Source organism: Leptolyngbya sp. AN10 (genome assembly GCF_050565645.1).
GTDB lineage: Bacteria > Cyanobacteriota > Cyanobacteriia > Leptolyngbyales > Leptolyngbyaceae > Leptolyngbya.
Genome location: NZ_JBNXVP010000037.1, coordinates 1 through 21,812 on the forward strand (window position 1 = coordinate 1; position 21,812 = coordinate 21,812).

A 21,812-nucleotide genomic window follows, 5' to 3' on the forward strand; every position below is an offset into this window, starting at 1 on the left:
AGCAGCAGATTCAAGCCTTCATTCAGTACTTCAATTGCACGATGGCAAAGCCGTTCAACTGGAAGTTTCAGGGCTTTGAGCCGAAGCTCCAATAAGCTGCTGCTTTATTTTCGCCGATCTGCACTAGAGTCTGCCGGCGGAGTCGAACGGATGCTAGCGTCCGCTCTTTGAAAGTTAGACAGCGCACTTCGGTAATCTTTCCGACGTGCAGCACTGCATCCCGTTTCAATGTCACGCACAATGCCACGCTTATCGTTATCAACAACAGTGATCCTTACGATTGAAGCGCAAATTTTGGGAACAACGGGTCGAGTATTTTCCTGATAGCGCACCCCGATTCCCCCTCCAGCGAAAATAAGTCCAACACCGATCTGGGCGACCCCTCTAACCATTTGAGCCATTTCCCATTCCTCTGTCCGCTCGGAGACTTGTCCCTCTCTTCGATTCCTTAACTCTTGGGCTTTCCACGCCTCATCCCGCGCAACGAAGCACCACAGACCGCTACTTACCATGATCAATGCGAACAGGAACTCCATGAGCTTGTCCTCGATGACTTATTAACTCGGTCATCGCACGACTACAAATCAAAAATCTGCTACTTCGGAATTCTTGTATTAAGACATTCTACGATCGCGCTATTCGATCGGCTTGTGATGTTCGTGCCAATGACGGGCGATATCAATCCGACGACAGAGCCAAACCCGATCGTGTCCCTGCACATAATCCAAAAATCGCGCCAGTGAAGCTGCTCTTCCCGGTCTTCCGACTAAGCGACAATGCAATCCGATGCTCATCATTTTCGGAGCCGTTTCACCTTCTTCATACAAGACATCAAACGCATCTTGTAAATAAGCAAAAAATTGATCACCAGAGTTAAATCCTTGGCTGGTGGAGAACCGCATATCGTTGTTATCCAAAGTGTACGGAATCACCAAATGCGGCTTGCCATTCCCGTTTACCCAATACGGAAGATCATCGGCATAGCTGTCTGAATCGTAGAGAAATCCCCCTTCTTCGATCACGAGCTTTTGAGTGTGGGGACTGTTCCGCCCGGTGTACCAGCCCAAGGGGCGACTTCCAGTGATGCGGGTATGAATGTCGATCGCCAATTTCAAATGTTCGCGCTCGGCTTCCTCGGAAAAATCTTTATAGTCGATCCAGCGATATCCATGACTGGCAATTTCCCAATCCGCCGCTTTCATTGCTGCTACGACATCCGGATTTCGCTCTAGCGCCATCGCCACCCCGTAAACCGTCACCGGAATCTCGCGTGAGGTAAACATCCGATGCAAGCGCCAAAATCCTGCTCGACTCCCATATTCGTAGCAAGATTCCATATTCATGTGGCGCAATCCGACAAACGGCGCGGCTCCAGGAATTTCGGATAGAAAAGCCTCCGAAGCGGGATCACCATGCAAAATACAATTTTCGCCACCTTCTTCGTAGTTGATGACAAACTGAACTGCGATTCTGGCTTGATCTTTCCATTGCGGGTGAGGCGGGTTTTGTCCGTAACCCACCATATCTCTGGGATATGCAGACATCAGCGTGACCGATTAGAGTTGCTGATTGAGAAATATAACAAGATCTCGAACCGTATGCAGCATACTCATATCTAATCGATCGCGAATTTCGACTCCAAAGCGATCGTGAAAATCTTCACACAAGTCCCATTCCCAATCAAACCAACAGACTAAAGGAAGCTGTAGATCCTCGGTTAACCGATCCATTGGAGTAACTTTGGCAAACGGCAATCCTGAATAAGATTCCATTTGCTGATACACGAAAGTCGAGAGATCGTGAGACACAGATATCGGTTGCCAGAAAGAGCGATACCAATCATCCGGACTGCGTTCAGGACGCGATCGCCAACCTTGATGAATCTGACGACGCACACTCAGATCAGGACTGAGATCGGCGTATGTTTTAATGTTTAGCACTGCGTTGTTGAGTTCGCGCCACATGCTCCCTTCTGTCCGGTTGCGATCGATAGTTCTCAGTATTCCCACTCAGAAAGACAGTGGCACAGAGAATTGCAAAAGTCCCCCAAATTTTCAAGAATTCAGGGGCACAACCGGATTAGCCTGCTCGTAATCCTGTGATTAAGTTACGAACTGAGGCATAAATCTTAGTTCGCATTTTCATCCCTTGTTGATGGCTGAGATAGCGTTCTCCAAGCGCGATCGCACAAATCACTTCGACAACGCTCAAAACCGCGCCAGTCGCTTCAAAGAAGTGCAAATTCAGCGCAATTCCAACCGTCACGAGAATGTAAGCGGTCGCGACTTGACCATGACTCCATCCAGACTGTTGCAGGCGTTGATAGAGATGCGTCCGATGCGGCTTAAAGATATTCTCTTTGCGAATCAGACGACGAACTAACGTGTAAATCGCATCTGCAATCAGAGGTAAAGTAATGGCTAACGATGACCAAGCTTGAACGGTGTTCTCCTGATGTAGAAGCGCGATCGCAATCATCGCTCCCAAAACGGTGCTACCCACATCGCCCATAAAAATCTTTGCAGGCGACCAATTCCAACAAAGGAATCCGAGCAGTGCAACCACTAGCAATAGAAGAATCGGCTGGTTGATTTCAATGGCTAAGTAAGTCAGTTGTACCGCAGACACGCCAGCGACTAAGCCATCGAGTCCATCCATGAAATTGTAGAAATTGATCAGCGCTGTCATCCCGATCGCAGTGAGCACAATCGCGATCGCAATTCCCGCACTCCCAAACTGAGTAAACCAAGGTTGAGGAAACGCACCATAAATCGCGATCGCAATCCCCGCTGCACTGAGTTGCACTAAATAGCGAATGCGAGCAGGGACATCACCCCGATCGTCAAAAATGCCAACAATCACTAACGGAATCAACGCAGCCCAAACCGAGAGAACATCACGAGAGCCGACAGATTGAAAATCTAAGAGCGCAAACGCAACACTGGTGAGCGCAAACGCAATTACAAAACCGAGACCTCCACCACGCGGAGTCGGCTGTGTATGAGAACTACGATCGTTCGGAATGTCCAACAGGAAGCGACTGAGATACTGCTTGATCGAGGCAACCAGCAGAAAACTCAGAGAACCACTTGCTAGTAGAAAACTGAGGGAGATATTCATAGATGAAAGAAGTCAAGACTTATCTCTAGCCAGTGAGGGCAGAGGTGAAAGAAACTGAAATTTATCTCTAGCCGTTGAGGACAGAACCTCCAAAAGTACGGTTACTTCAACAAGTCAATGAGCGTCTTGGAACCATCTCGCAGTGTGATCCAGACCTTGAGCAAGGGTAAACGGGGGATGCCAACTGAGTGTTTGGCGAATCTTAGAACTATCGATCGCCAATGAACCGAATAGTCGATCGACAGTCGCCGTTTTACCCAAGATCCGGGCGAGCATAGTCAGTAATACGGGAGAAATTGGCAGTAACCGGACAGGTTTATTCAGAGATTTCGCGATATTTTTCACGAGTTCCGCAGTCGAAAGATCGGCGTTATCACTGATGAGAAAAGTCTCTCCAGCAGCATTCGGATGTGTGGCACATCGAGCGATCGCATCTACTAAGTTGCCGACATACACTAAGCTGCGTCGATTGTTAACGGCTCCAAGCGGCAGCGGAATTCCTTTGTTAACGAGCTTCATTAAATTGAAAAAGTTCGCCCGCACTTCTGCACCATAAACCAGCGGCGGGCGTAAAATCACGACTTCTAAACCTTCGATCTCTCGTAAGGCACATTCCGCTTCCCATTTGCTGATGCCGTAAGGATCATTTGGTTTTGGTTCACTGTGTTCGGTGTAGGGTGTGGCTTGTCCGTCGCCATTGACTTTGATGGAACTGAGGTAGACAAAGCGTTTTACCCCTGCGGCTTGAGCCGCGATCGCTAAATTTTGAGTGACTTCTGTGTTGATCGATCGAAATTCACTTAGTGGATCAGCGCTCTTATCCTTCATCTGATGGACTCGTGCAGCTAAGTGAATCACTACATCGATTTCGGACAAAATTGGATGATTGTAGAGATCAGCAAGAGACGAAACTAAGATCGGTTTAGTCGAACCCGGTAACACAGCATCAGAACGACGAACGACTCCATAAACTGTATGTTCTGATTCTTCTAAATGCTGGCAAAGAGCCGAACCGACAAAGCCAGTTGCACCAGTAATGAGATAGTTCATGCAGGACGCGCCACGAGTTGAAAGACTTTGACAAAATACTTCGATAGCACTTTGGTCATGTTCGTTTGAATGCCATTTTCCAAGCATCCTCGAACAATCTCACGATTGAGAATCCAATTGCTCGATAGATTGGCAGTACTCGCGCCACCCGTTCGCATCTTGACGAGTACTTGCGGAATGTAGTGATAACTTAGTTTGTGAATGGCTAAGAAGCGGATTAATAGTTCATAGTCTGCTGCAATTTTGTAATCGGTTTTGAAATAACCATAGTTCTCAAATGCCGATCGCTTCACTACAAAGGTCGGATGAGCAGGCATCCAGCCATACGCGAACTTTCCGGGATGGAAACTCGCTGAACTGTAATAGCGCACAATTTTCTCTGGATCGTCATGCTTCACATACACTAAGTCGGCAAACACCGAATCGACTTGATGCTGCTCAAACTGTTCTACGATCGTTGAAATCACAGACGAATCAATATAAAAATCATCTGCATTCAAAATCGCAATTACGTCACCTGTCGCGAGTTTGATGCCTTTATTCATGCCGTCATACATTCCGCGATCGGGTTCTGAGACAAACTGGGCAATTCGATCTCCATACGATCGAACAATTTCAGCCGTATCATCCTTCGATGCGCCATCAATGATGATATGTTCAATGTCCGGATAGTCTTGAGACAGCACCGACTCGATCGTATCTCGAATGGTTGCGCCTGCATTGTAGGTCACAGTAATGATAGAAACTTTCATGCGTTTAACAGTTCAATAGATTTGATCACACGAGATTTAACCGCAACCGCAGGATTGCCAGCATAGATTGTCCAAGGATCGAGATCCCGAACAGCAACACTTCCCAAGCTCAGAACGGCTCCCTCTCCGATTTCAATACCAGGAGCGATCGTCGATCGAGCCGCTAACCAACTCCCCGATCTCACCGTAATTGGAGCGACTCGCAAATCAAATGTCGGTGCAGTCCAATCATGATTTCCGGTACAGAAATAGACCGATTGCGACACACAGATATGGTCTTCGAGCACGATCGGAGCAAGGTTATCAATCCAGACATTTTCCCCAATCCAGCAGTGATTCCCGATCGACAATCGCCAGGGAAACTTCACGCGGACTCCAGGTTTAATCCGAACCCCTTGCCCGATCGAGGCTCCGAACATCCGAAGTATTGCGACCTTGAGACTGGAAATCGGCAGCAAACGGCTTCTTACTAGGAAATCCCCAATAAAAAACCAGAGCAATTGTTTCCAAATCGGCGCACCGGGAGAGTAGTCTTTAATGGTGTATTGGTCCAGATGAATGAAGGTCACAGTTCTTTCTCAGAGCGTTGCTTTGAATTTGACAGTTTCTTGCCACCAAGCTTGTTGAGCATCTAACACATGGGTTCTAGGATTGTCATGCCCAAACCAATCCCACAGAACCACGCCATTTGCACCGCGATCGCGAACCGTTTGTAGCTGCGTTCGCCAGTAGTCGCCTTCGATGAATTGATTCTTGCGTTGACGATTACTGGTGTGATAGCGACACCACAGGAACGGATAGACAGGCTTACCAAACTGCTGGGCTTCTTCAATATTTGCATTCGCATACTTCACCCATCCGGGAATCTCCTCATAAAAGGTATAGAGCGAGGGAGTAATAAAATCAGCGGCATCTGCGATCGGTTTTAGGAACTGATTCACTTTTCGCCAGCCAGCCATGCCCGCCGGATGATTTCGCACAGGTGTCCAATAGTCTCGCATCGGTGGAATGCTGTAAAGACTGTATTTCAGGGATGGTGCAGCTTCACGCATCCATTCGATCACTTGAACTAGCTTCTTAATGTTTGCGGTAATTTCTGCATCAGGAGCAGACCATCGCCCAACTTTCCAATGCTCAATGTCAATGACAAAATGCGAGAACTTACCAACAGCCGCACGAGCCGTATTTTGACAAGCTTCTCGATCGGGGGTGGAACGATCGCCATTTTTCCAAAAACCACGACCGTCCACCTGAATTGGAGTCAGTCCAATATTCGGTTTTTCAGGATAGATTAACGCATCGAAAATTGTAAAGGCACTTGCGCGTTGATTAGGACGAGACTCTACTCGCTGACAAGCACTCGGTAACAGCGCAGTTCCCCCTAGCAATGTGAGAAACTGTCTGCGATTCCAAAGATTAGACATTGGGAAATTCCTCTATGCTAAAAAATCGCTTTGAATCAGTTAAGTTGCAGAATCGAGAATAAAAATATGCTGAGTGTTTTCAGGCAGGTTCAATGAAACAGCGCTGCTCAAAATGGTCTTCGCTTATAGTAGGATTTGAGCTTTATGCGGCTGTGGCAATGACACACAGAACAGCACCCTGGTTTAACTGTCCGAGATGCGGAGACATTTGCACTAAGGCAGAAACTCCAAGTAGAGACAGCAAAATTCGACGAGCTTTGGCATTCTGAATTCGGTAAACCTGTGCGGATAGAGAGTTAGCGTGAGTTGCATCAGACATGACTTTAAGCTGCATCATGTATGGGACTCGCTTCCACGATCGGGGTTCACTGAGATCTTGCACTATTCTCAATCAGCGGATTTTCAAGTCTTTCGTTCAGTCCACCGCTCCACCCGGAGATCAATCTCCAGGCTAATAGAGGGAAGTCCTCTGAAGAGGACTGAGAGCCAGATTGCGGGGCTAATGGAGCGGTAAACGAAACATTCAGAAATCGTCTTCTTGAGAATGGCGCAAGATCTCAGTGAGCTTACTTGAACCACGATCGATATCGAAAACTAGCCCCTGTTTTTCCAGTCATCAACCAGACCATCGATCGTCCGACATCTCTAAAAATTCTCAGCTTTGATTCTTGGCGATGCTCTCCATTCACTTCAATCGGAGTAAAAGTAATGCCCTGACTTCCGAAGACCACGGTAGCGATCGCTTCAGCGCGGGGCATGTGATAGTCAGAAGTCACCACATAAACGTGCTGAACACCGCGCCGCTGAAACTCTGAAACGACGGTCGTAAAATTTGTTACGGTATCCGTGGCTCGTTGATCGAAATAAAGACGAGAACGAGGAATTTTAGCGTTTTGAAAAATACGCTCGGCATCAGGAGAGCCAGTGGACACCCAAATTTTGAGCGACGGATAGCGTTGGGCGAGTTGGACGGTGTATTCTTCGCGATCTGAACTGCCGCCTAAAATCAGAATTATTTCGGGAGCGGGCGCTTGTTGTCTGGCGATCGCGAGTCGAGCGGGAATATATCCCACCCCAAGCAAAACAGCAGCGGAGGCAATGCACCGAAGCAGACGAGAACGAATAAACACAGTAAACCCTGATCATTGGTAGAACCCTTGAGCTTAGTTTACCTGTTTCCGTTGTTTTGTTAACCTTTCTCCGCTTGAATCAAATGAATTGATAACAAGATTTCAGCTAAAACGCGCTGAAACGTGTAGTACCAACCTGCCCAGCCGTCGAGAATGCCGCCTTTGAGAATCAAGCAGTAGAACAAAATCACAAATGGCGCGAGAATTTTGGTTTTGCGAATACGATCGCCCAAACTCAATTCATTCTCTGGAGTCGCAAGCAGTTTTTTTACCTCTAGTACCATGTAGCGATCCTGTGCCCAGAGCCAGCGAGACAGCGGTTTACGATCGTCGTGGAGAATTGATTGCTTCAAATTGCTAGTTAAGCCATTAATTTCAATCTGTTGGGTATGACCATCATCGAAATAGTTTGCTTTCTCCCGTCGAAATAAGGCAAGACGAGGCGGCAGCAAAGTTCCTCGCAGAGGCTTACCAAAAACACAGTACTTAAATCGAATCGAAAATCCATTGATCGCAACTGTTGCAGGCAGCGATCGAATTTCATCAATCAATTCTGGAGTCAGGACATAATCGGCATCGAGCGATAGTACCCATTCTGAGTCCACTTTATCTAAGCCATAGTTCCATTGATTCGCGTGGGTATCAAACGATCGGGTAAACACCTCGACTTGTGGGTAAGTATGGAGAATTTCTAGAGTTGCATCGGTACTGCCACTATCCACCACGACAATCCGCTTTGCCCAGGTCAATTGCTGGAGCGATCGCCCAATGTTAGCAGCTTCGTTATAAGTCAAAATGAGTGGGGTAACTTCCATAGAACCTGCTCCTGATTAAACAAGTTGAACCAGTAAAACTAAGCCTTCTTGAAACCTGACTGGCTCCAGATCTGATTCAGCATTCCACCTTGGTAGAGAATGGAATCTGGCGTTAATTGCTGTAGTACTTTTGTTTCTTCATTGTTCACATATAAATTCAGCCTGCCTGGATGGGCTTTTATGAAATTAGCGATCGATTGTGGTGCAAGATAGCGATCAAAATACTCGATCACCGCCGTTCGCATTCCTGAGATTTCTGCCTCGCTCATTTGAGCAACGGATTCGATTAATTCGGGTAGTTCCTCAATGCAGCGGTAGGTTAAGCAGTTTTTTCTATGAACTAACGCAGGTGAGAACCAATTTTCGTAGCACAGAATTGGAATACAACCGACTGACATTGCTTCGATCGCGTTGTGACACATCAGCATATACAACCCTGGTAAAGCTAAGAAAAACTTTGCAGTCGCTAATTCTTTTAACCAGTTTTCTGCTAATCCTTTGCACGTACAAAGTACAACTGAATTGTTCTGGTACTGAGCGGGGTTTGTAATAATTTGATCGCGTTGCTTTGGAGTGCTAATTTCAATCGTATTTCGCTGGGTGCGGGCTAAATATTCTACAGTGCGATCGCGTGAGGGAACCTGATAATATTGCTCGATAAAATAGCGGAATTGAGCATGGGGTTTTGTATTGCCTGAAAAGAGGATAGAGATAAAGCGCTGTTGTTGACGCAGTTGTTGGATTTCCTCGATAAATCTGCCCTGTAGCAGGGCAGGATGAACGCTGTAGGGCAGCATAAAAGCTTCATCACTAAGACCATGACTTGACTGCGAGACATTTGTTTCGATTAAAATTTGGGTTGGAATTCCATTAAATTGGTCGATAACGCTTTTTTTCGAGCTTGCGATCGCGCTTGGTTTTGGAAGCGTGGAAGCATCTGAAACAATTTTAAGATTTTTGATTGTAAATATCCGTCGTCCCTCATGTCCGAGTTTGATGTAATTTTGTTGGTTAAATTCCCAAATGAAAATAACCTGTGGGTAAGACAAGCTGAAAATATAGAGAACTTGATAAAGATAACGATGTGCAAGATTTGAGACATCAACTAATATGAAGTCTTCAGGATTCAAGGGTTTAACAGAGTTTTGGTATTGCTGTTTTAGATAGCTAAATCCTTGCACTACAAGATTCTCTGAGAGCGTTGCAGGGAGCCTTTTCTCTCGCGTAATCAAACTAATTGTATCTTGCACAGATTGGATGAATTTCATTACTTCGCCTGTATGAATTCAAGCAGAATAGAATTCTTTGAATTAATGCGATCCTGGCAGAATTGCGCTCATCGAACTTACGTTTCATTTATTCACTAAAGCTTAATTGCTTTTTGATTTCTCGATCGTGTAAAGCCCGAATTCATCTCGAATCGTAGGTGCTAATCTTTGGGAAATCAAAGGCTTAATCAATCTCAAAGCATAGAATTGAACTAACTTCAAAGGATTTTTACCAGCAAATTGATGGCTGATAATTCCAATTTGATTAAGCGTGTTTTCTGAATTGTCAGTAATGTAAACGGCACCCGGAAAAGGAAGCGCGTTCAAAGATTTTTCCAAAACATACGGTAGCTGTGTGTGCAATAGAAATTCTGGAGTAATATCTGCAAATTGAATTTCTTTAATGTGATCTAGCAAGATTTCGGCTTGGATAATATTACAGCTACCACAATACTGCTCAAAGTATTTTTTTCGATATCGGATTAAAGCGCTTCCTTCCTGATATTGATAGCCTTGGCTAAAATACCAACCATTGGTTTCAGAATGTTGAGTAACAAATGCAACTAAATTCTTGCTAATACAATCATCAGAATCCATCGGCATGAGATACGCGCCTTTGAATTTCGCCGCATGGTGAATTCCTATCCAAAGTTTGCGGTTTTTATCAATTCGTCTCTCATTGATAGAACTTGCTTGAGTTGGGGCTTGAAAATCAACTTCTATATATTCAACTTGAGGATAGTGACCTTGTAGAACGGGACGTTCATGACAGACGACAACAACCCGAAAATCAGAAGAAGTTTGGTTACAAATCGATCGAAGTGTGCGTTCTAACAACTTCGATACCGTTTCCCAAGACTTTGCGGATCGAACACTTCTCAATGGAATGATAAAGACCAGCATAGGCTTACAAGGATAGAAGAATAAGCAGTAGCGCACCAAAGCATAGTTGTCTTATTCCGGCACGAAGGACTGACCGGAAATTTTGCAATAGATTTCGATTAATTGCTCTGAGATCGATTGCCAAGTGTAGTGATTGAAAATGAAGTACTGCGCCCGTTTTCCCATTTGCTGTCTAGCTTCTGAGTCAGACAGTAACGTTTTCATCGCTTGTGCGATCGCGTCCGCATCAATCTCGACGACTTCGGCGACTTGTGCGATCGCGGCTTCTGGAAAGTTGCACCCCGTTGTAAACACACAAGGCAAGCCCGATGCCATTCCTTCCAGCACTGATAGACTAAACCCTTCGGAGTAGGAAGGAGCAACATATAGATCAACGGCTGCGAGTGCCGCGTATTTCAGCGTTCCAGTGAGCATTCCTGTAAAGGTAACAGCTTCTAGCACTCCAGCTTGTTCAAAGTAAGATTGTGCAGTCGGAAGGAAATTAATGTTATCAGGTCCAGCGACGACTAAATGCGTGTTTGGGAACTGAGCATGAATTTGAGCAAACGCGGGAGCTAACAGATCTAATCCTTTTTTCGGATCAATTCGTCCCAAAAATAGGATTAATGTTTTATCGCGTAGGTGCGGAAAGCGTTGATAAAACAGGTCGGGATCAGGCAAAGTCGTAAAATCTTGCCGATGAATCCCATTCGGAATGATTTTGACTGGAGTTGGCAAAGAGAGCGATCGAATTCCATCTGCTTCAGTTTGAGAGAGCATTTGAATGATGCTGGCTTTACAAAGAATCGGGCGCTCGATCAGCGTGTAGTAAATTTTTTTCTTCCAGCCTTTGTAACTTAGTGCCCAAGGATCTAGCATTCCGTGGGGGCTTGCAATATAGGGAATTTTGTAGAGTTGACAGAGCCAATGTGCGATCGCGACTGGATAGGTAAAGAGCGAGACGGTATGCACTAAATCATAATCGCGAAGATGCTGAAACAACCAAGCTGTGAGCGGATAGCTAAATTTATATTCACTCAGCCGCCAGCGAGGGAAATATTGAATGCGATAGGAAGTTTCCTGTTGCCAGGTACAGAGTGGAACCTCTAAGTTCGTCAAACCATTTGCATCTGTTGTGACCACATCAATTTGAAGAGTGCGATCGCCTAATGCCTGTGCCAAATCAAATACAACTTTAGAAGTGCCGCCGTAGACTAAGCCAACAGCAGGAATAACAATTAAAATTTTCATGATTGTTTCAGTGCGTACTCGACTGCCTGATACAAACCTTGAGCAAAATAGCGAGGTGAAAAGTTTTGAATATGAGCTAGAGCCGCGTTTCCCATCGTTTTCGCATAGTCTTCACTGGAACTAATTTTGCTCATTAGCAGTGTCATCTGTTCCACATTGTCTGGCTCAAAGCCCCATCCATTCACCCCTTCAATGACTAAATCTTCAAAACAGCCACAGCGATTTGAAACGAGTACAGGTAGACCTGCTGCCATTGCTTCATTCACCACCAGCCCCCATTGCTCTTGAGAACTTGCATGAACAAAACAATTTGCATGAGCAAAATAAGGCAGTAATTCATCTTGCTGAAGAAAGCCAGGTAAGTGAATCCGATCGCTTAATCCCAAGGTTTGAATCTGTTCTTCTATCTGAGGTCGAAGTTCTCCATCGCCACACAGAACTAGATGCCACGGATTAGCGGTTTGCTTCGTATAAGTTGCATAAGCAGTGATGAGATTGAGGATATTTTTTCTTTGAATGAATCGATTGATCGACAAAAAGAAAGGCGCATTGATTGGATTGGGTAGCGATCGTAGTCGATCAGGATGAAATGCATCATTGCCCACCACGTTGTATCCGGTGAACACCTGATTTTCACGCATTCCCAACTTTAATAAATACCGCTTTTGAGGTTGTCCTCCTACTAATGCTGATTGATATTGGTTGATCAATTGCTGTTTCAATCGTTCTTTGATCCCGCTTCTAGCCGCATCATCTTCTTTGGAAGCAGACAATAAAATTGCAGGCTTACGATTTAGCCGACTCCAACTTAGTGCGGCTAACATTCCAGGTTGAAAATAACCCGCGATCGCAATTACATCTGGATTGATTCGAGCCAAACTCTCATACACCGCTGGAAACAATCGACGGAGCTTAACCGATTGTAAGGGCTGATCCTGAATAATCGTGACAAACGGACAATCTGATTGTTCAATAGCAGCTTTCCAAGCATAGTCCGTATCAGAGCGAGAAAGCTCGATCGCTTGAAGTTGCCAACCGATTTGCTCGAACAATCGATGCGCCGCGTTCGATCGCGCAAAATGATACGGACCATAGTTAGTAAACAATAGCGCTACAGTTGTCATTAGAAGTCTATGCTTATTTAAATTTTTGCAGCGATCGATGATTCAGTCTTAAAAATGCAATCAAGATGCCAATCGATGCGATCGGTAAGTAACTCCGGTAGGGATCACCATGAAATGAAAACATAGAGATTCCCTGAACAAGCATGACGACCGCGAAGCTTGAAACCATCCAGTAGTCGCTCCTTAAGAACTTTGAGGCAGTGTGATACGACCAAGATGACGTACTCGCGATCGCGCTTGTTAAGGTGTTGAACACTTGATAAATCAGCAGCAGAAAAGGCAAGATAAACGTAATGACTCCCAACAGCCCAAACTCAGCCGTCACCTGTAGAAACACATTGTGTGCGCCTCCCGCAGCATAGAGACCTTTACCAAACACCGGATTATCATTAATCGCCTCGATCGCAGTCGCATACAGGGCTTCTCGCCCCTGAATCGACATATCTCCTCCGCCCCCGCCAGTAAACATCTGAACCAGGATTTGAATTCTTTGATTGCCATTCTCAACCACGACTTCGAGCGGAGAGCGATCGGCTTTGCTATTGGCTGATGCTGGATTGGAAGCTAAGGGTGCAAGGATCAGGAGCATTCCTAAAATTCCTGCAACTAGAAAAGTATTCGATAGAAATCGAGTAAATGTCTTTCCAGACTTGGTGACAATATTCAGAACATAAAGCCCAATCAGTCCGCCTGCAAGAACTAGAGACAGGGTTGCACTGCGTGTTCCAGAGGACACACAGACAAAGAAACCAGGAGCGCTACAAGCCAGCCAGAACAATTTCTGGTCAGGTGGAGATTTAATCCACAGAATTAGACTTGCAAGACAGCAGTAAGCTCCGGTATAACCTGCAATAATCGGATTTCCAGAAGTCCCGACTGAGAGTCTGCCACCGTTATCTACTAACGATGCAGAGCCAGTTATTACCTGCACAAATAGGATTGAAGACGTGAGTGTTGCCAGACAGGTTGTTACATAGCAAAAAATCCGAAGCTGATCAAAGGATAGGCTTCTCAACAAGATTAAAGCGAACCAGTAAACGCTTGTATAGATAACAAAATTGTCGGGTAAGTTCGATTGATCTTTCATCGTCACCAGATCAAACCCGATCAGAATCATAAACGCGAAGTATAGAATTTCAAAGAAACCAATGCGAAAAAGCTTCCGCCGCGCCTCCGGATTGTAGAGCGTATAGTACAATCCAATCAAAAGAGTGCCAATCTGAAAAATTGCAGTCAGGATTGTAGTATGTATTCCTAAAATGCCTGCAACTGCAAAATACAGCGTTAAGCCGTGAACGAAGGTGGCGAGAGCGATCGCCGCGATTTTAGCTTTTTTGGGCATAGCTACGATCCTCCTGAGATTGGGCGCGAAATGTACGATCGACGAGTTGAACAATCAGCGTTTCTGCAAATTTTTCTGCTAGATTTAACTGAGCAAATTCATCCATCTTTTCCACATTGCATAAGCTCTCAGTCGAAATTTGCAGTCGTTGTTCAATGCTCTGAGCAATTTCGTTTGGATCTTCAGCACGAATCGCTAACCCTAGCTGATATTGTTCGACTAATTTTCCGAGCAGTCCATAGTTCGAGGCAAGGATTGGTTTATGAGTTGCGGCTGCGTGAACCAAAATCGAACTCATGCCGACGTGTTTTTGATAAGGAGCTAGAACGGTATCTGCAAGCTCAAAGAACTGTTGAAGCTCTGCGCCTTTGATATAGCGATCGCATAAAACAATCTGAACCTGTGTCGTTTGTCTTAGCTGCTCAATTTCTGCTCGAATCGATTCTGCACTTCGATTGACTGGACCTGCTAACACGAGACAGACTTGGCTTTGAGAGTCGCGGGATAACAAGCTCATTGCTTGGAGCACTTGATGAATGCCCTTACGACCGCTCAGTTCTCCAAACAGTAGGAACACATGGCGATCGAGCGAAATTTCAAGCTGTTGGCGCAAGGATTGAACTTCAATCGGTTCACACGCTGAAAGCTCCACTGGATCAGCGATCGGTAAAATTGGTTTTTGAGCAAAGCGCTGGATTTCAGGAACGGCGAACTGATCGAGACAGAACAGCGTATTGAACTGCGATCGACGTAAGATTTGATTTACGATCGCGGTTTGTCGCCATTGCTTGAGTCGATCGGGCTGGGACTCTGGCGAGAAGCGATGATAGTGAAAGCTCGGACGAAAATAAATGCCCGATACTGGACAGGGAGGACGTTCTCCAAATGCAAGCGGCAACTGTAAACTATCGAGATACATTAACAGCGCTTGAGTCGGCTTGAGTTGCTTCGCGTAATCACAAAAGATACGCCACTCTTGCCATGATCGAGCAATGGTCGATTTTGCATTCCGATAGCGATCGTATTCTGCTTCAGTTACGATCGTAAATCGAACGCTGCTGACCCCGGTGGGTTTCGCTAACGCCATCAAATCCGGGTGTTTTCTCGCAAACTCTGGAGAGACTATGAGATCTAAACAGCCCGAAATTTGATGTTGATGCCAGTACTGCACGATGTGTCTCAGATACGCTGGATGATGCCCCGTGTGTCCGAGATCAAACAGTAACAAACTGCGATCGTGCATTGATGGAACCGCCTGATTAGCGTTTGACCGCATATTTTGAATCCTCAGCCGCAATGATTTCCTGCAAAATGTCAGTGATACTGTGGGTGATTTGCCATTCTGGGAAATGGCTCTTGAGCTTACGTAAATCAGAAATGTAGCAAATGTGATCTCCGATCCGGTTTTGTTCTTCATACAGCCAATTCACGCGCCGTCCGGTCAATTGCTCAACCAAATCGAAGGTTTCCAGAATTGAAATGCTGTTATCGCGCCCGCCTCCAAGGTTGTATACCTCACCCGGTCTAGGATTGCAGCGAAATGCTTCAAAGGCTTGAATCACATCGTAGCTGTGAATGTTGTCGCGGACTTGCTTGCCTTTGTAGCCAAATACTTTGTAAGTTCCGCCTGTGACTGCCACTTTTACCAGGTACGAAAGAAAACCATGCAGTTCGACTCCTGAATGCGAAGGACCTGTGAGACAGCCGCCGCGAAAGATGCCTACATTCATGCCAAAATAGCGCCCATATTCTTGAGCAACCACATCGGCTGCCGTTTTAGAAGCTCCGAACAAGGAATGTAAACAGCGATCGATCCGACAAGTTTCAGCAATACCGTGATAGTCTGCCTCGTTTTCATAGTCATAGCGCTTTTCCAATTCCACACGCGGCACTTCATTCGGAGCATCACCATACACTTTGTTTGTGCTCATGTGAATGAAGACGGCTTCGGGACAGTGTAACCGGGTTGCTTCCAGCAAATTCACAGTTCCGAGCGCATTCACTTCAAAATCTAGGATCGGAATCTGACAGGCTTTATCGTGCGAGGGTTGAGCAGCACAGTGAATGATCAAATCAAAAGCATGGGTTTGGAACAGTTCAAAGAGTTGATTGCGATCGCGAATATCAATACTGTAAGGCTTGAAGTTCTGCGTCTTTTCGAGCAATCGGCTCAGGTTCCAAGTCGTATCCCCTTGAGCGCCAAAAAACTCAGCCCTCATATTGTTATCGACTCCGATCACCTGATGACCTTGGAGATCGTAATATTCGACCGCTTCAGACCCGATCAATCCATTTGAACCTGTGACTAAGACTTTCATCATGCTGCTAGATAAGATAAAGAGGGCTAGGAAATCATAAAAGTTTGCAAGCAGTCAATCAACCGTTTCTCTTGTGTGAGGGGACGATCGGGAATTTCAGGATTCTCTAAAGATCGACTCATGAAATCTGCTAACTCGATCCAGTCATCGTATTGATACACTCCGGTGTAATCAGAGGTACTTCTTGCCGCATTCCGATTTGCAATCACCGGAATTCCAGCAATCAGCAGTTCAGGAATGCGAGTTAATGCTCCTGACGTGGGCACTTGATGGATCAATGCGGCTTTGGCAGAAATCAAAAATTCATGCAGGTGTTCAGAACTGACGCTGCCATGTACAACAAAATCAGCACGATCGCAGTATTCCTTTAGCTTTTCTGTGCCATAGCCAACAATATCGACCTCAAACACCAAGGTTTCTCTTGCTTTTTTTAACCATTCAATCTGCTCGATCATGCCTTTGCAAGTGGGTGGATTGTTCGCATTGCCATGAATCAGGAAGCGACTGTTCTCCCGCCGATTGTGCCTTGCTGCTCGAACTTCTAGAAATCGCTGAAATACCGCTTCAGGAGGGTAATAAGGCAGGTAATAAGCATTGGCTCCCTGAGTCCGAAGTAACCATTCTTCCTCACGAGAAATACAGAAGACCCAATCTGCTTTGACCAAAGCTTGCGACTCAGTTTCAAATCTCGCAAAAATAGCATCTTGATCCGGAACAAATGCTTCTAAGTTATGGGGAAATGCAATCACTTTAAAGTATTGTTCAGCCGCGACAAAAGGCGCAACATAGTTTTTCGTCGCTTCCCAGAGTAATACCTTGTGACCTGTATGTTGCTGAAGAACCCGCTGATAGAGTTGTCGCTGAAATCCACAAAACGCGATCGCCCGAAAAGAGCGATCGACTTTCAAATGATGCTTCCAAATAAATCTGAACGTTGCGGGATTCAGAACGGCTTGAATGGCAGCAATAAAGCGACTTTGTGCAGATTTCAGGATGGTTCGCTGCAACGGTGTTGTTTCGATTTGTGCTTGGGCGATTAGTTCAGCAATCTGGGCAGTGCGATGATCGCCCCCATGACCATTCATATTGGTTGTGAAAAAGGTATCAACTAGAATACTCATGTGCTCTTTCAACTCAATTAAGCCCAGCAACTTACTGTTCTGAGAAATCCATCCCGCCGGACAAAGCAAACATCGCATTGTCCTAGCGCACCATCGTAAGGACGACGAATAAAGCCCGGAAAATCGTAAACGACATATCCTCGATCGTGCATAAACTGAACGACCTCAGCAAAAAGAGGCTGACCAGGCAAAAATTCAAATAAAGCAACTTCTAAAATAAAGACTTCAGTTTTATCAAAAAGCTGACTTGCTCCTTTAAGTACCTCAAGCTCAAACCCTTGTACGTCTAGCTTTACAATCTCTGGAACTGGAAGTGTATTTTCAGAGATGAGAGTATCGATCGTGATGACGGGGACAATTCGCTGCTGGTTTGCTTCTGCGGTCGTCGCTTGATCTGGTAGAAACAAAGAGCCTGCTAAATCATCCCAAACAGTTAAGCAAAGTTCGCCCGCTGTACTTCCCGCTCCTGCAAGTTTCCATTGGCTACCAGGAAATTGCTGGCAAAATTGATCAAGTTTAGATTGAAGTTCAAGTTGAGGTTCAATCAGAAAGCAATTGGCTTGACTAAAGACAGATTTAGCCATGCGGCTCCATTCCCCTTTGTTTGCTCCAACATCCAGAATCCATTGAACTTTCAATCCTCTTTCTTTTAGCGTTTCGAGCATGAACACCATATCGCCCGCTGGACGCAGATGTGAGCGACGGCTGGTGATGTCGTAGCCTAATTGCTGTGTCAAAGTCTTTGACAGGTGCTTGAGTTGAAATAGAAGTTTCTGGTGCATAGATTCGCAAGAGGTTAGAGAGAGATAGAGTGCTGGATGGGTTGGTTTTTTGAGGAACTGGTTTGATAGTGCAATAAATGTCGATCGAAGATTTTTGAGATGTGTAGCTGTTGAGATAGTTTTAGAGCCTCAGCATTTGAATCAGGCTGCAAAAGGGTAAGGTGCTGTTGGATGGCTGCTCGAATTGCCCCACTGGTATACGGTTCAAAGGTTGAAATGGCTCCGGGTTGTAATTGGTTGTATTCCTGAACTTGAGGAATGTTCGAGGCAAGAATCGGACGAGCCACAGAAATCCAGGTAGACAATGAGCCAGAAGCAGAAGTTTGTCGAAACGGACAAATCGCTAAATCGGTTGCTAATAAATAGCGTTCTAGTTCCTCCTCAGAAAGATAGCCTGTGACCCGAATGCGATCGCTCACTCCTTCTTTCTCCGCTAACCGCATCAAATCCTGAAAATATTCCTCATGTCCCGAACTGACCCCACCTGCAAACACGAGTTTGACCTGTGCTGGAAGGTGCGGCAGTGCTTGGATCAGAAGTTGATGCCCTTTGCCGCTGTAGATAAAGCCCAGTAGCGTAATCACTGTAAATTCTTCTAGCTCTAAGGCTTTTCGAGCTTCAGTGCGACTCATCTGAGGAGTACGAGCTTCAACAAAATGCGGAATGATCTGAACTTTTGAACCTTGAACTCGATCGCTTAATCGTCGGGCTTCTTCTTGGGTACAAACGAGTGCAATCTGCGATCGCTCAATCACTTTTTGGAGCGCCAGAATGTTCGGTGAGAGTTGATCTCGTAACATTGCTCTCGTGAGGTCTGTAATTTTTACACTGCTTGGGTTCGATCGATATTGCTGAAACAGAGTTGTACTAGAGGGTGGATAGAAAATATCGTGCAGCGTAACAATCAGCGGACGAGAACAATGATTGAGAAAGACGGTGAGATGACGAAGCTGTTTCCAACTCTCTCCCCAAATCGCGCGATTGTATTGAAAGTGGATCACATCAGCCTGAGAGAGCGTTTTTGCAGCTTGGATTAAAGCCGATCGATCCTGCGATCGCGATCCCGTTAATGTCACTGCTGCTTCGATCACTTCTAGAGAAGATCTCGATCGAGCTTCTGCCGCGAGTAAACGACCATATCGATAGATGCCATGTTGCGGCGCTCCAATGTGTAGATAGCCAATTCGCATCAACTTAACCACAATACGCTTGAATCAGATCACGAACTTGCTGACCTGCGGACTGCCAATTTAACCGCTCCGTATATTCTTGAAACGTCGATCGAGCCACTTGTCGATAGTGCGATCGAGATTCAATCAGCCGCTCTATACAGTCGCAGTACGCTTCAGGTGCAGCATCTAGAGGAAACGTCCAGCCGTTTTTTCCTTGATGAATTGCAGTCGGAATTCCACCCACCTGAGTCGCCAATGAAGGCAACCCGAATGAACTTGCCTCAGCAAATACGACTCCATAACATTCCGCTTGAGACGGCAAAATTAAGCAGTGAGACTCAGACATCAATTGCGCTAATGTGTTTACGCCTTCTGCTGTTTTTTTAGAGATGTATCCGTGTAGCTTGACAAAGCTAGGAGGTTCAAACGGTGGATTGCACCCAACCACGTGGAGAATGGTCTCAATGCCTCGTCGATTGAGTTGTTCTGCAACTGCGATCGCAATATCTCCCCCTTTTCGCTGCCACTCGACTCCCAGAAATAGCAACTGACATTGATCAAATGATTTGCGATCGACCATTTGATCAATGTCCTCGATTGTGCGATCGCAAGGAAGATTCGCGCCAAACGGCACGACTTTTACTTTAGCGGGATCGACTTGATAGTTCTGGAGTGCGGTTTTCGCTGCCCAGTCTGAGGTATAGATTGCAAGCTGACAGTGAGAGAGCGCAGACTGCTCCATCTCGTTGCCCTGACGAATCGTTTCAGCAGACAGATTGCGAAATCCTGGATAGAAATTGACCATGCCGCCAAAGGTTGCATCTGCCCAAAACACGATCGGCTTGGGAATGTCTAGATACGCGATCGGGAGTGTTCCAGGACTGAATACTAGGTCATAGTCGATCGTGCTTAATCGCTGCTTGATTTCAGCCGCATACTGGCGCAACTGGGACGGTTCTCGATCGCGTAAATACGTTTTCGAGAATAGCCTGCCATAGTACACCTGTTTGAGCTTGGAGAGATTGCGCGAGAACGGATGAGTCTTGAGGTTTCCAATACAGTCTGTCTCAAACCCAGCCGATTGCAAGCTCTTGAGAATATAGCTCCCTGATCCCGACCAAGCATCAGTGTCCGCAGGATCGTAAGTCGTAGCATAGACAATTTTCTTCATCGATTTTTCAGATGCAGTAAGAGTTGTCCAACTTGCCGCTTGGATGCGTTTCGCCATTGCAACGGAGTATTGAGTAAGGTGTAAGTCATCCAGGACTGCCAGCGAGTTGTGAGCGGCAGTTGATCTCGATAGCGTTTTAACAAAGCAGCAGCGCGGCGTTGTCCTTCACCCGATCGCCAATCTAAAATTGTTTTTGTCCCTTCAATTTCGCGATAGTTTCCCCAAGTTTCATCAATGTGCTGAACATGAGCAACTTGTACCGCTCGAAAGATAAAATCTAAATCCAAGGCGTAATGTTCATCGGTGTCATACAGTCCGATTTGGTCGTGTAAACAGCGATGATAGAAGTAGGCGGACGGATTGACCGGATGAGGATTGATATCTGCACCCAGCAATAAATCAGTGAATTTGAGTTTAGTAGGGCGATTGAATTTTTTAAGCTCACCTGCATCATTCAAAACGTTACAGTTTCCAGCGACAAAGCTAGGAACAGGCAGCGATCGAAACACTTCTAAAACACGATTCAGGACATTCGACTCATAGTAGTCATCGACATTGAGAAATCCGATAATTTCACCTTTCGCCAGCGCAATCCCTTTGTTCATCGCATCAGATTGTCCTCGATCTTTTTCAGAAATCCAGCGAATGTGAGGATACTCTTGAGCGTATCGTTTCACAATGTCGATCGTGCAATCTTGAGAGCCACCATCAACAATCAGATGTTCAACCCGATCACAGTGTTGTTGGATGACTGTATTAAGACAGAACTCGATGAATCGCTCTCCGTTGTAAACCGGAGTAATAATACTCAGCATAATGAACTCGATCGCGCAAAGAATTGGACGTTAGAGGGTGTTTGAGAAGTATAAAAAGCGGCTTTACTTCGTTGCCAGTCCGCCTGGAAATGAATCTCCGGGCTAATGGAGGAAACCCCGCTGAAGCGGGCTAAGAGAGTAATACGAAGTTTTTAGCCCAGTTTAGTGGGCTTCCCCCGATTAGCCCGGAGATTCATTTCCGGGCGGGTAAATGCAATAAAAGATTACTTCTCAAACACCCTCTTAGAAAACGCTTTAGGAACATAGATAAAGCA

Annotated in this window: 23 protein-coding genes; all 23 read right to left on the reverse strand. The window is 45.7% G+C overall.

Annotated features, from left to right (window positions below):
- Positions 1-104 precede the first annotated feature (104 nt).
- On the reverse strand, positions 105-536 hold the full coding sequence (locus ACQ4M5_RS32715; RefSeq protein ID WP_430679998.1) for a hypothetical protein: 432 nt from the start codon (positions 534-536) through the stop codon (positions 105-107).
- 99 nt (positions 537-635) lie between these two features.
- On the reverse strand, positions 636-1,544 hold the full coding sequence (gene puuE / locus ACQ4M5_RS32720; RefSeq protein WP_430679999.1) for an allantoinase PuuE: 909 nt from the start codon (positions 1,542-1,544) through the stop codon (positions 636-638).
- Between the two features lie 12 nt (positions 1,545-1,556).
- A complete protein-coding gene (locus ACQ4M5_RS32725) occupies positions 1,557-1,964 on the reverse strand; it encodes a hypothetical protein (protein ID WP_430680000.1) in 408 nt (135 codons plus the stop codon).
- A gap of 115 nt (positions 1,965-2,079) precedes the next feature.
- The gene (locus ACQ4M5_RS32730; protein ID WP_430680001.1) at positions 2,080-3,120 is read right to left on the reverse strand and encodes an MraY family glycosyltransferase; all 1,041 of its coding nucleotides are present in this window, start codon (positions 3,118-3,120) and stop codon (positions 2,080-2,082) included.
- Between the two features lie 114 nt (positions 3,121-3,234).
- Positions 3,235-4,170, reverse strand: coding sequence for a UDP-glucose 4-epimerase family protein (locus ACQ4M5_RS32735; protein ID WP_430680002.1), 936 nt, complete (start codon positions 4,168-4,170; stop codon positions 3,235-3,237).
- Entirely contained in the window at positions 4,167-4,922 is a 756-nt protein-coding gene (locus ACQ4M5_RS32740) for a glycosyltransferase family 2 protein (protein WP_430680003.1), read from the reverse strand. The genes ACQ4M5_RS32735 and ACQ4M5_RS32740 overlap by 4 nt, the downstream gene beginning before the upstream one ends.
- On the reverse strand, positions 4,919-5,491 hold the full coding sequence (locus tag ACQ4M5_RS32745; protein WP_430680004.1) for a WcaF family extracellular polysaccharide biosynthesis acetyltransferase: 573 nt from the start codon (positions 5,489-5,491) through the stop codon (positions 4,919-4,921). Before ACQ4M5_RS32745 ends, ACQ4M5_RS32740 begins: the two co-directional genes overlap by 4 nt.
- Positions 5,492-5,500: 9 nt before the next feature.
- Positions 5,501-6,346, reverse strand: a complete 846-nt coding sequence (locus tag ACQ4M5_RS32750; RefSeq protein WP_430680005.1) for a hypothetical protein — start codon at positions 6,344-6,346, stop codon at positions 5,501-5,503.
- A 142-nt stretch (positions 6,347-6,488) separates the two neighbouring features.
- A complete protein-coding gene (locus tag ACQ4M5_RS32755; RefSeq protein ID WP_430680006.1) occupies positions 6,489-6,728 on the reverse strand; it encodes a hypothetical protein in 240 nt (79 codons plus the stop codon).
- A gap of 184 nt (positions 6,729-6,912) precedes the next feature.
- Complete coding sequence (locus tag ACQ4M5_RS32760) at positions 6,913-7,476, reverse strand: YdcF family protein (RefSeq protein WP_430680007.1); 564 nt, start codon at positions 7,474-7,476, stop codon at positions 6,913-6,915.
- Positions 7,477-7,535: 59 nt separating this feature from the next.
- Complete coding sequence (locus ACQ4M5_RS32765; protein ID WP_430680008.1) at positions 7,536-8,291, reverse strand: glycosyltransferase family 2 protein; 756 nt, start codon at positions 8,289-8,291, stop codon at positions 7,536-7,538.
- 38 nt (positions 8,292-8,329) lie between these two features.
- Positions 8,330-9,559 (reverse strand): hypothetical protein, encoded by a 1,230-nt coding sequence (locus tag ACQ4M5_RS32770; RefSeq protein ID WP_430680009.1) that lies wholly within the window; start codon positions 9,557-9,559, stop codon positions 8,330-8,332.
- Between the two features lie 102 nt (positions 9,560-9,661).
- Positions 9,662-10,462 (reverse strand): glycosyltransferase family A protein, encoded by an 801-nt coding sequence (locus tag ACQ4M5_RS32775; protein ID WP_430680010.1) that lies wholly within the window; start codon positions 10,460-10,462, stop codon positions 9,662-9,664.
- Positions 10,463-10,513: 51 nt separating this feature from the next.
- Entirely contained in the window at positions 10,514-11,692 is a 1,179-nt protein-coding gene (locus tag ACQ4M5_RS32780; RefSeq protein WP_430680011.1) for a glycosyltransferase, read from the reverse strand.
- Entirely contained in the window at positions 11,689-12,816 is a 1,128-nt protein-coding gene (locus tag ACQ4M5_RS32785) for a glycosyltransferase family 4 protein (RefSeq protein ID WP_430680012.1), read from the reverse strand. Before ACQ4M5_RS32785 ends, ACQ4M5_RS32780 begins: the two co-directional genes overlap by 4 nt.
- A 13-nt stretch (positions 12,817-12,829) precedes the next feature.
- The gene (locus ACQ4M5_RS32790; RefSeq protein WP_430680013.1) at positions 12,830-14,158 is read right to left on the reverse strand and encodes an O-antigen ligase family protein; all 1,329 of its coding nucleotides are present in this window, start codon (positions 14,156-14,158) and stop codon (positions 12,830-12,832) included.
- Positions 14,142-15,434 carry a glycosyltransferase gene (locus ACQ4M5_RS32795; protein WP_430680014.1) on the reverse strand — a complete coding sequence of 431 codons (1,293 nt, stop codon included), beginning with the start codon at positions 15,432-15,434 and terminating at the stop codon, positions 14,142-14,144. Before ACQ4M5_RS32795 ends, ACQ4M5_RS32790 begins: the two co-directional genes overlap by 17 nt.
- On the reverse strand, positions 15,418-16,479 hold the full coding sequence (locus ACQ4M5_RS32800; protein ID WP_430680015.1) for an NAD-dependent epimerase/dehydratase family protein: 1,062 nt from the start codon (positions 16,477-16,479) through the stop codon (positions 15,418-15,420). Before ACQ4M5_RS32800 ends, ACQ4M5_RS32795 begins: the two co-directional genes overlap by 17 nt.
- A 23-nt stretch (positions 16,480-16,502) precedes the next feature.
- A complete protein-coding gene (locus tag ACQ4M5_RS32805; RefSeq protein WP_430680016.1) occupies positions 16,503-17,597 on the reverse strand; it encodes a hypothetical protein in 1,095 nt (364 codons plus the stop codon).
- A gap of 17 nt (positions 17,598-17,614) precedes the next feature.
- On the reverse strand, positions 17,615-18,379 hold the full coding sequence (locus ACQ4M5_RS32810) for an FkbM family methyltransferase (RefSeq protein ID WP_430680017.1): 765 nt from the start codon (positions 18,377-18,379) through the stop codon (positions 17,615-17,617).
- Positions 18,380-18,393: 14 nt separating this feature from the next.
- Positions 18,394-19,581: a glycosyltransferase gene (locus ACQ4M5_RS32815; RefSeq protein WP_430680018.1), complete on the reverse strand. Its 1,188-nt coding sequence runs from the start codon at positions 19,579-19,581 to the stop codon at positions 18,394-18,396.
- Positions 19,574-20,779, reverse strand: a complete 1,206-nt coding sequence (locus ACQ4M5_RS32820) for a glycosyltransferase family 4 protein (RefSeq protein WP_430680019.1) — start codon at positions 20,777-20,779, stop codon at positions 19,574-19,576. The genes ACQ4M5_RS32815 and ACQ4M5_RS32820 overlap by 8 nt, the downstream gene beginning before the upstream one ends.
- Positions 20,719-21,537: a glycosyltransferase family 2 protein gene (locus tag ACQ4M5_RS32825; protein WP_430680020.1), complete on the reverse strand. Its 819-nt coding sequence runs from the start codon at positions 21,535-21,537 to the stop codon at positions 20,719-20,721. The genes ACQ4M5_RS32820 and ACQ4M5_RS32825 overlap by 61 nt, the downstream gene beginning before the upstream one ends.
- Positions 21,538-21,812 lie beyond the last annotated feature (275 nt).

Bases quoted from the DNA above. Each gene is read 5' to 3' on its own strand.
- ACQ4M5_RS32825 (WP_430680020.1), bottom strand. From the start codon at position 21,537: ATGCTGAGTATTATTACTCCGGTTTACAACGGAGAGCGATTCATCGAG.
- ACQ4M5_RS32770 (WP_430680009.1), bottom strand. From the start codon at position 9,559: ATGAAATTCATCCAATCTGTGCAAGATACAATTAGTTTGATTACGCGA.
- ACQ4M5_RS32785 (WP_430680012.1), bottom strand. From the start codon at position 12,816: ATGACAACTGTAGCGCTATTGTTTACTAACTATGGTCCGTATCATTTT.
- ACQ4M5_RS32725 (WP_430680000.1), bottom strand. From the start codon at position 1,964: ATGTGGCGCGAACTCAACAACGCAGTGCTAAACATTAAAACATACGCC.
- ACQ4M5_RS32765 (WP_430680008.1), bottom strand. From the start codon at position 8,291: ATGGAAGTTACCCCACTCATTTTGACTTATAACGAAGCTGCTAACATT.
- ACQ4M5_RS32790 (WP_430680013.1), bottom strand. From the start codon at position 14,158: ATGCCCAAAAAAGCTAAAATCGCGGCGATCGCTCTCGCCACCTTCGTT.
- ACQ4M5_RS32805 (WP_430680016.1), bottom strand. From the start codon at position 17,597: ATGAGTATTCTAGTTGATACCTTTTTCACAACCAATATGAATGGTCAT.
- ACQ4M5_RS32750 (WP_430680005.1), bottom strand. From the start codon at position 6,346: ATGTCTAATCTTTGGAATCGCAGACAGTTTCTCACATTGCTAGGGGGA.
- ACQ4M5_RS32740 (WP_430680003.1), bottom strand. From the start codon at position 4,922: ATGAAAGTTTCTATCATTACTGTGACCTACAATGCAGGCGCAACCATT.
- ACQ4M5_RS32735 (WP_430680002.1), bottom strand. From the start codon at position 4,170: ATGAACTATCTCATTACTGGTGCAACTGGCTTTGTCGGTTCGGCTCTT.
- puuE (WP_430679999.1), bottom strand. From the start codon at position 1,544: ATGTCTGCATATCCCAGAGATATGGTGGGTTACGGACAAAACCCGCCT.
- ACQ4M5_RS32730 (WP_430680001.1), bottom strand. From the start codon at position 3,120: ATGAATATCTCCCTCAGTTTTCTACTAGCAAGTGGTTCTCTGAGTTTT.
- ACQ4M5_RS32810 (WP_430680017.1), bottom strand. From the start codon at position 18,379: ATGCACCAGAAACTTCTATTTCAACTCAAGCACCTGTCAAAGACTTTG.
- ACQ4M5_RS32780 (WP_430680011.1), bottom strand. From the start codon at position 11,692: ATGAAAATTTTAATTGTTATTCCTGCTGTTGGCTTAGTCTACGGCGGC.
- ACQ4M5_RS32775 (WP_430680010.1), bottom strand. From the start codon at position 10,462: ATGCTGGTCTTTATCATTCCATTGAGAAGTGTTCGATCCGCAAAGTCT.
- ACQ4M5_RS32795 (WP_430680014.1), bottom strand. From the start codon at position 15,434: ATGCGGTCAAACGCTAATCAGGCGGTTCCATCAATGCACGATCGCAGT.
- ACQ4M5_RS32820 (WP_430680019.1), bottom strand. From the start codon at position 20,779: ATGGCGAAACGCATCCAAGCGGCAAGTTGGACAACTCTTACTGCATCT.
- ACQ4M5_RS32715 (WP_430679998.1), bottom strand. From the start codon at position 536: ATGGAGTTCCTGTTCGCATTGATCATGGTAAGTAGCGGTCTGTGGTGC.
- ACQ4M5_RS32800 (WP_430680015.1), bottom strand. From the start codon at position 16,479: ATGATGAAAGTCTTAGTCACAGGTTCAAATGGATTGATCGGGTCTGAA.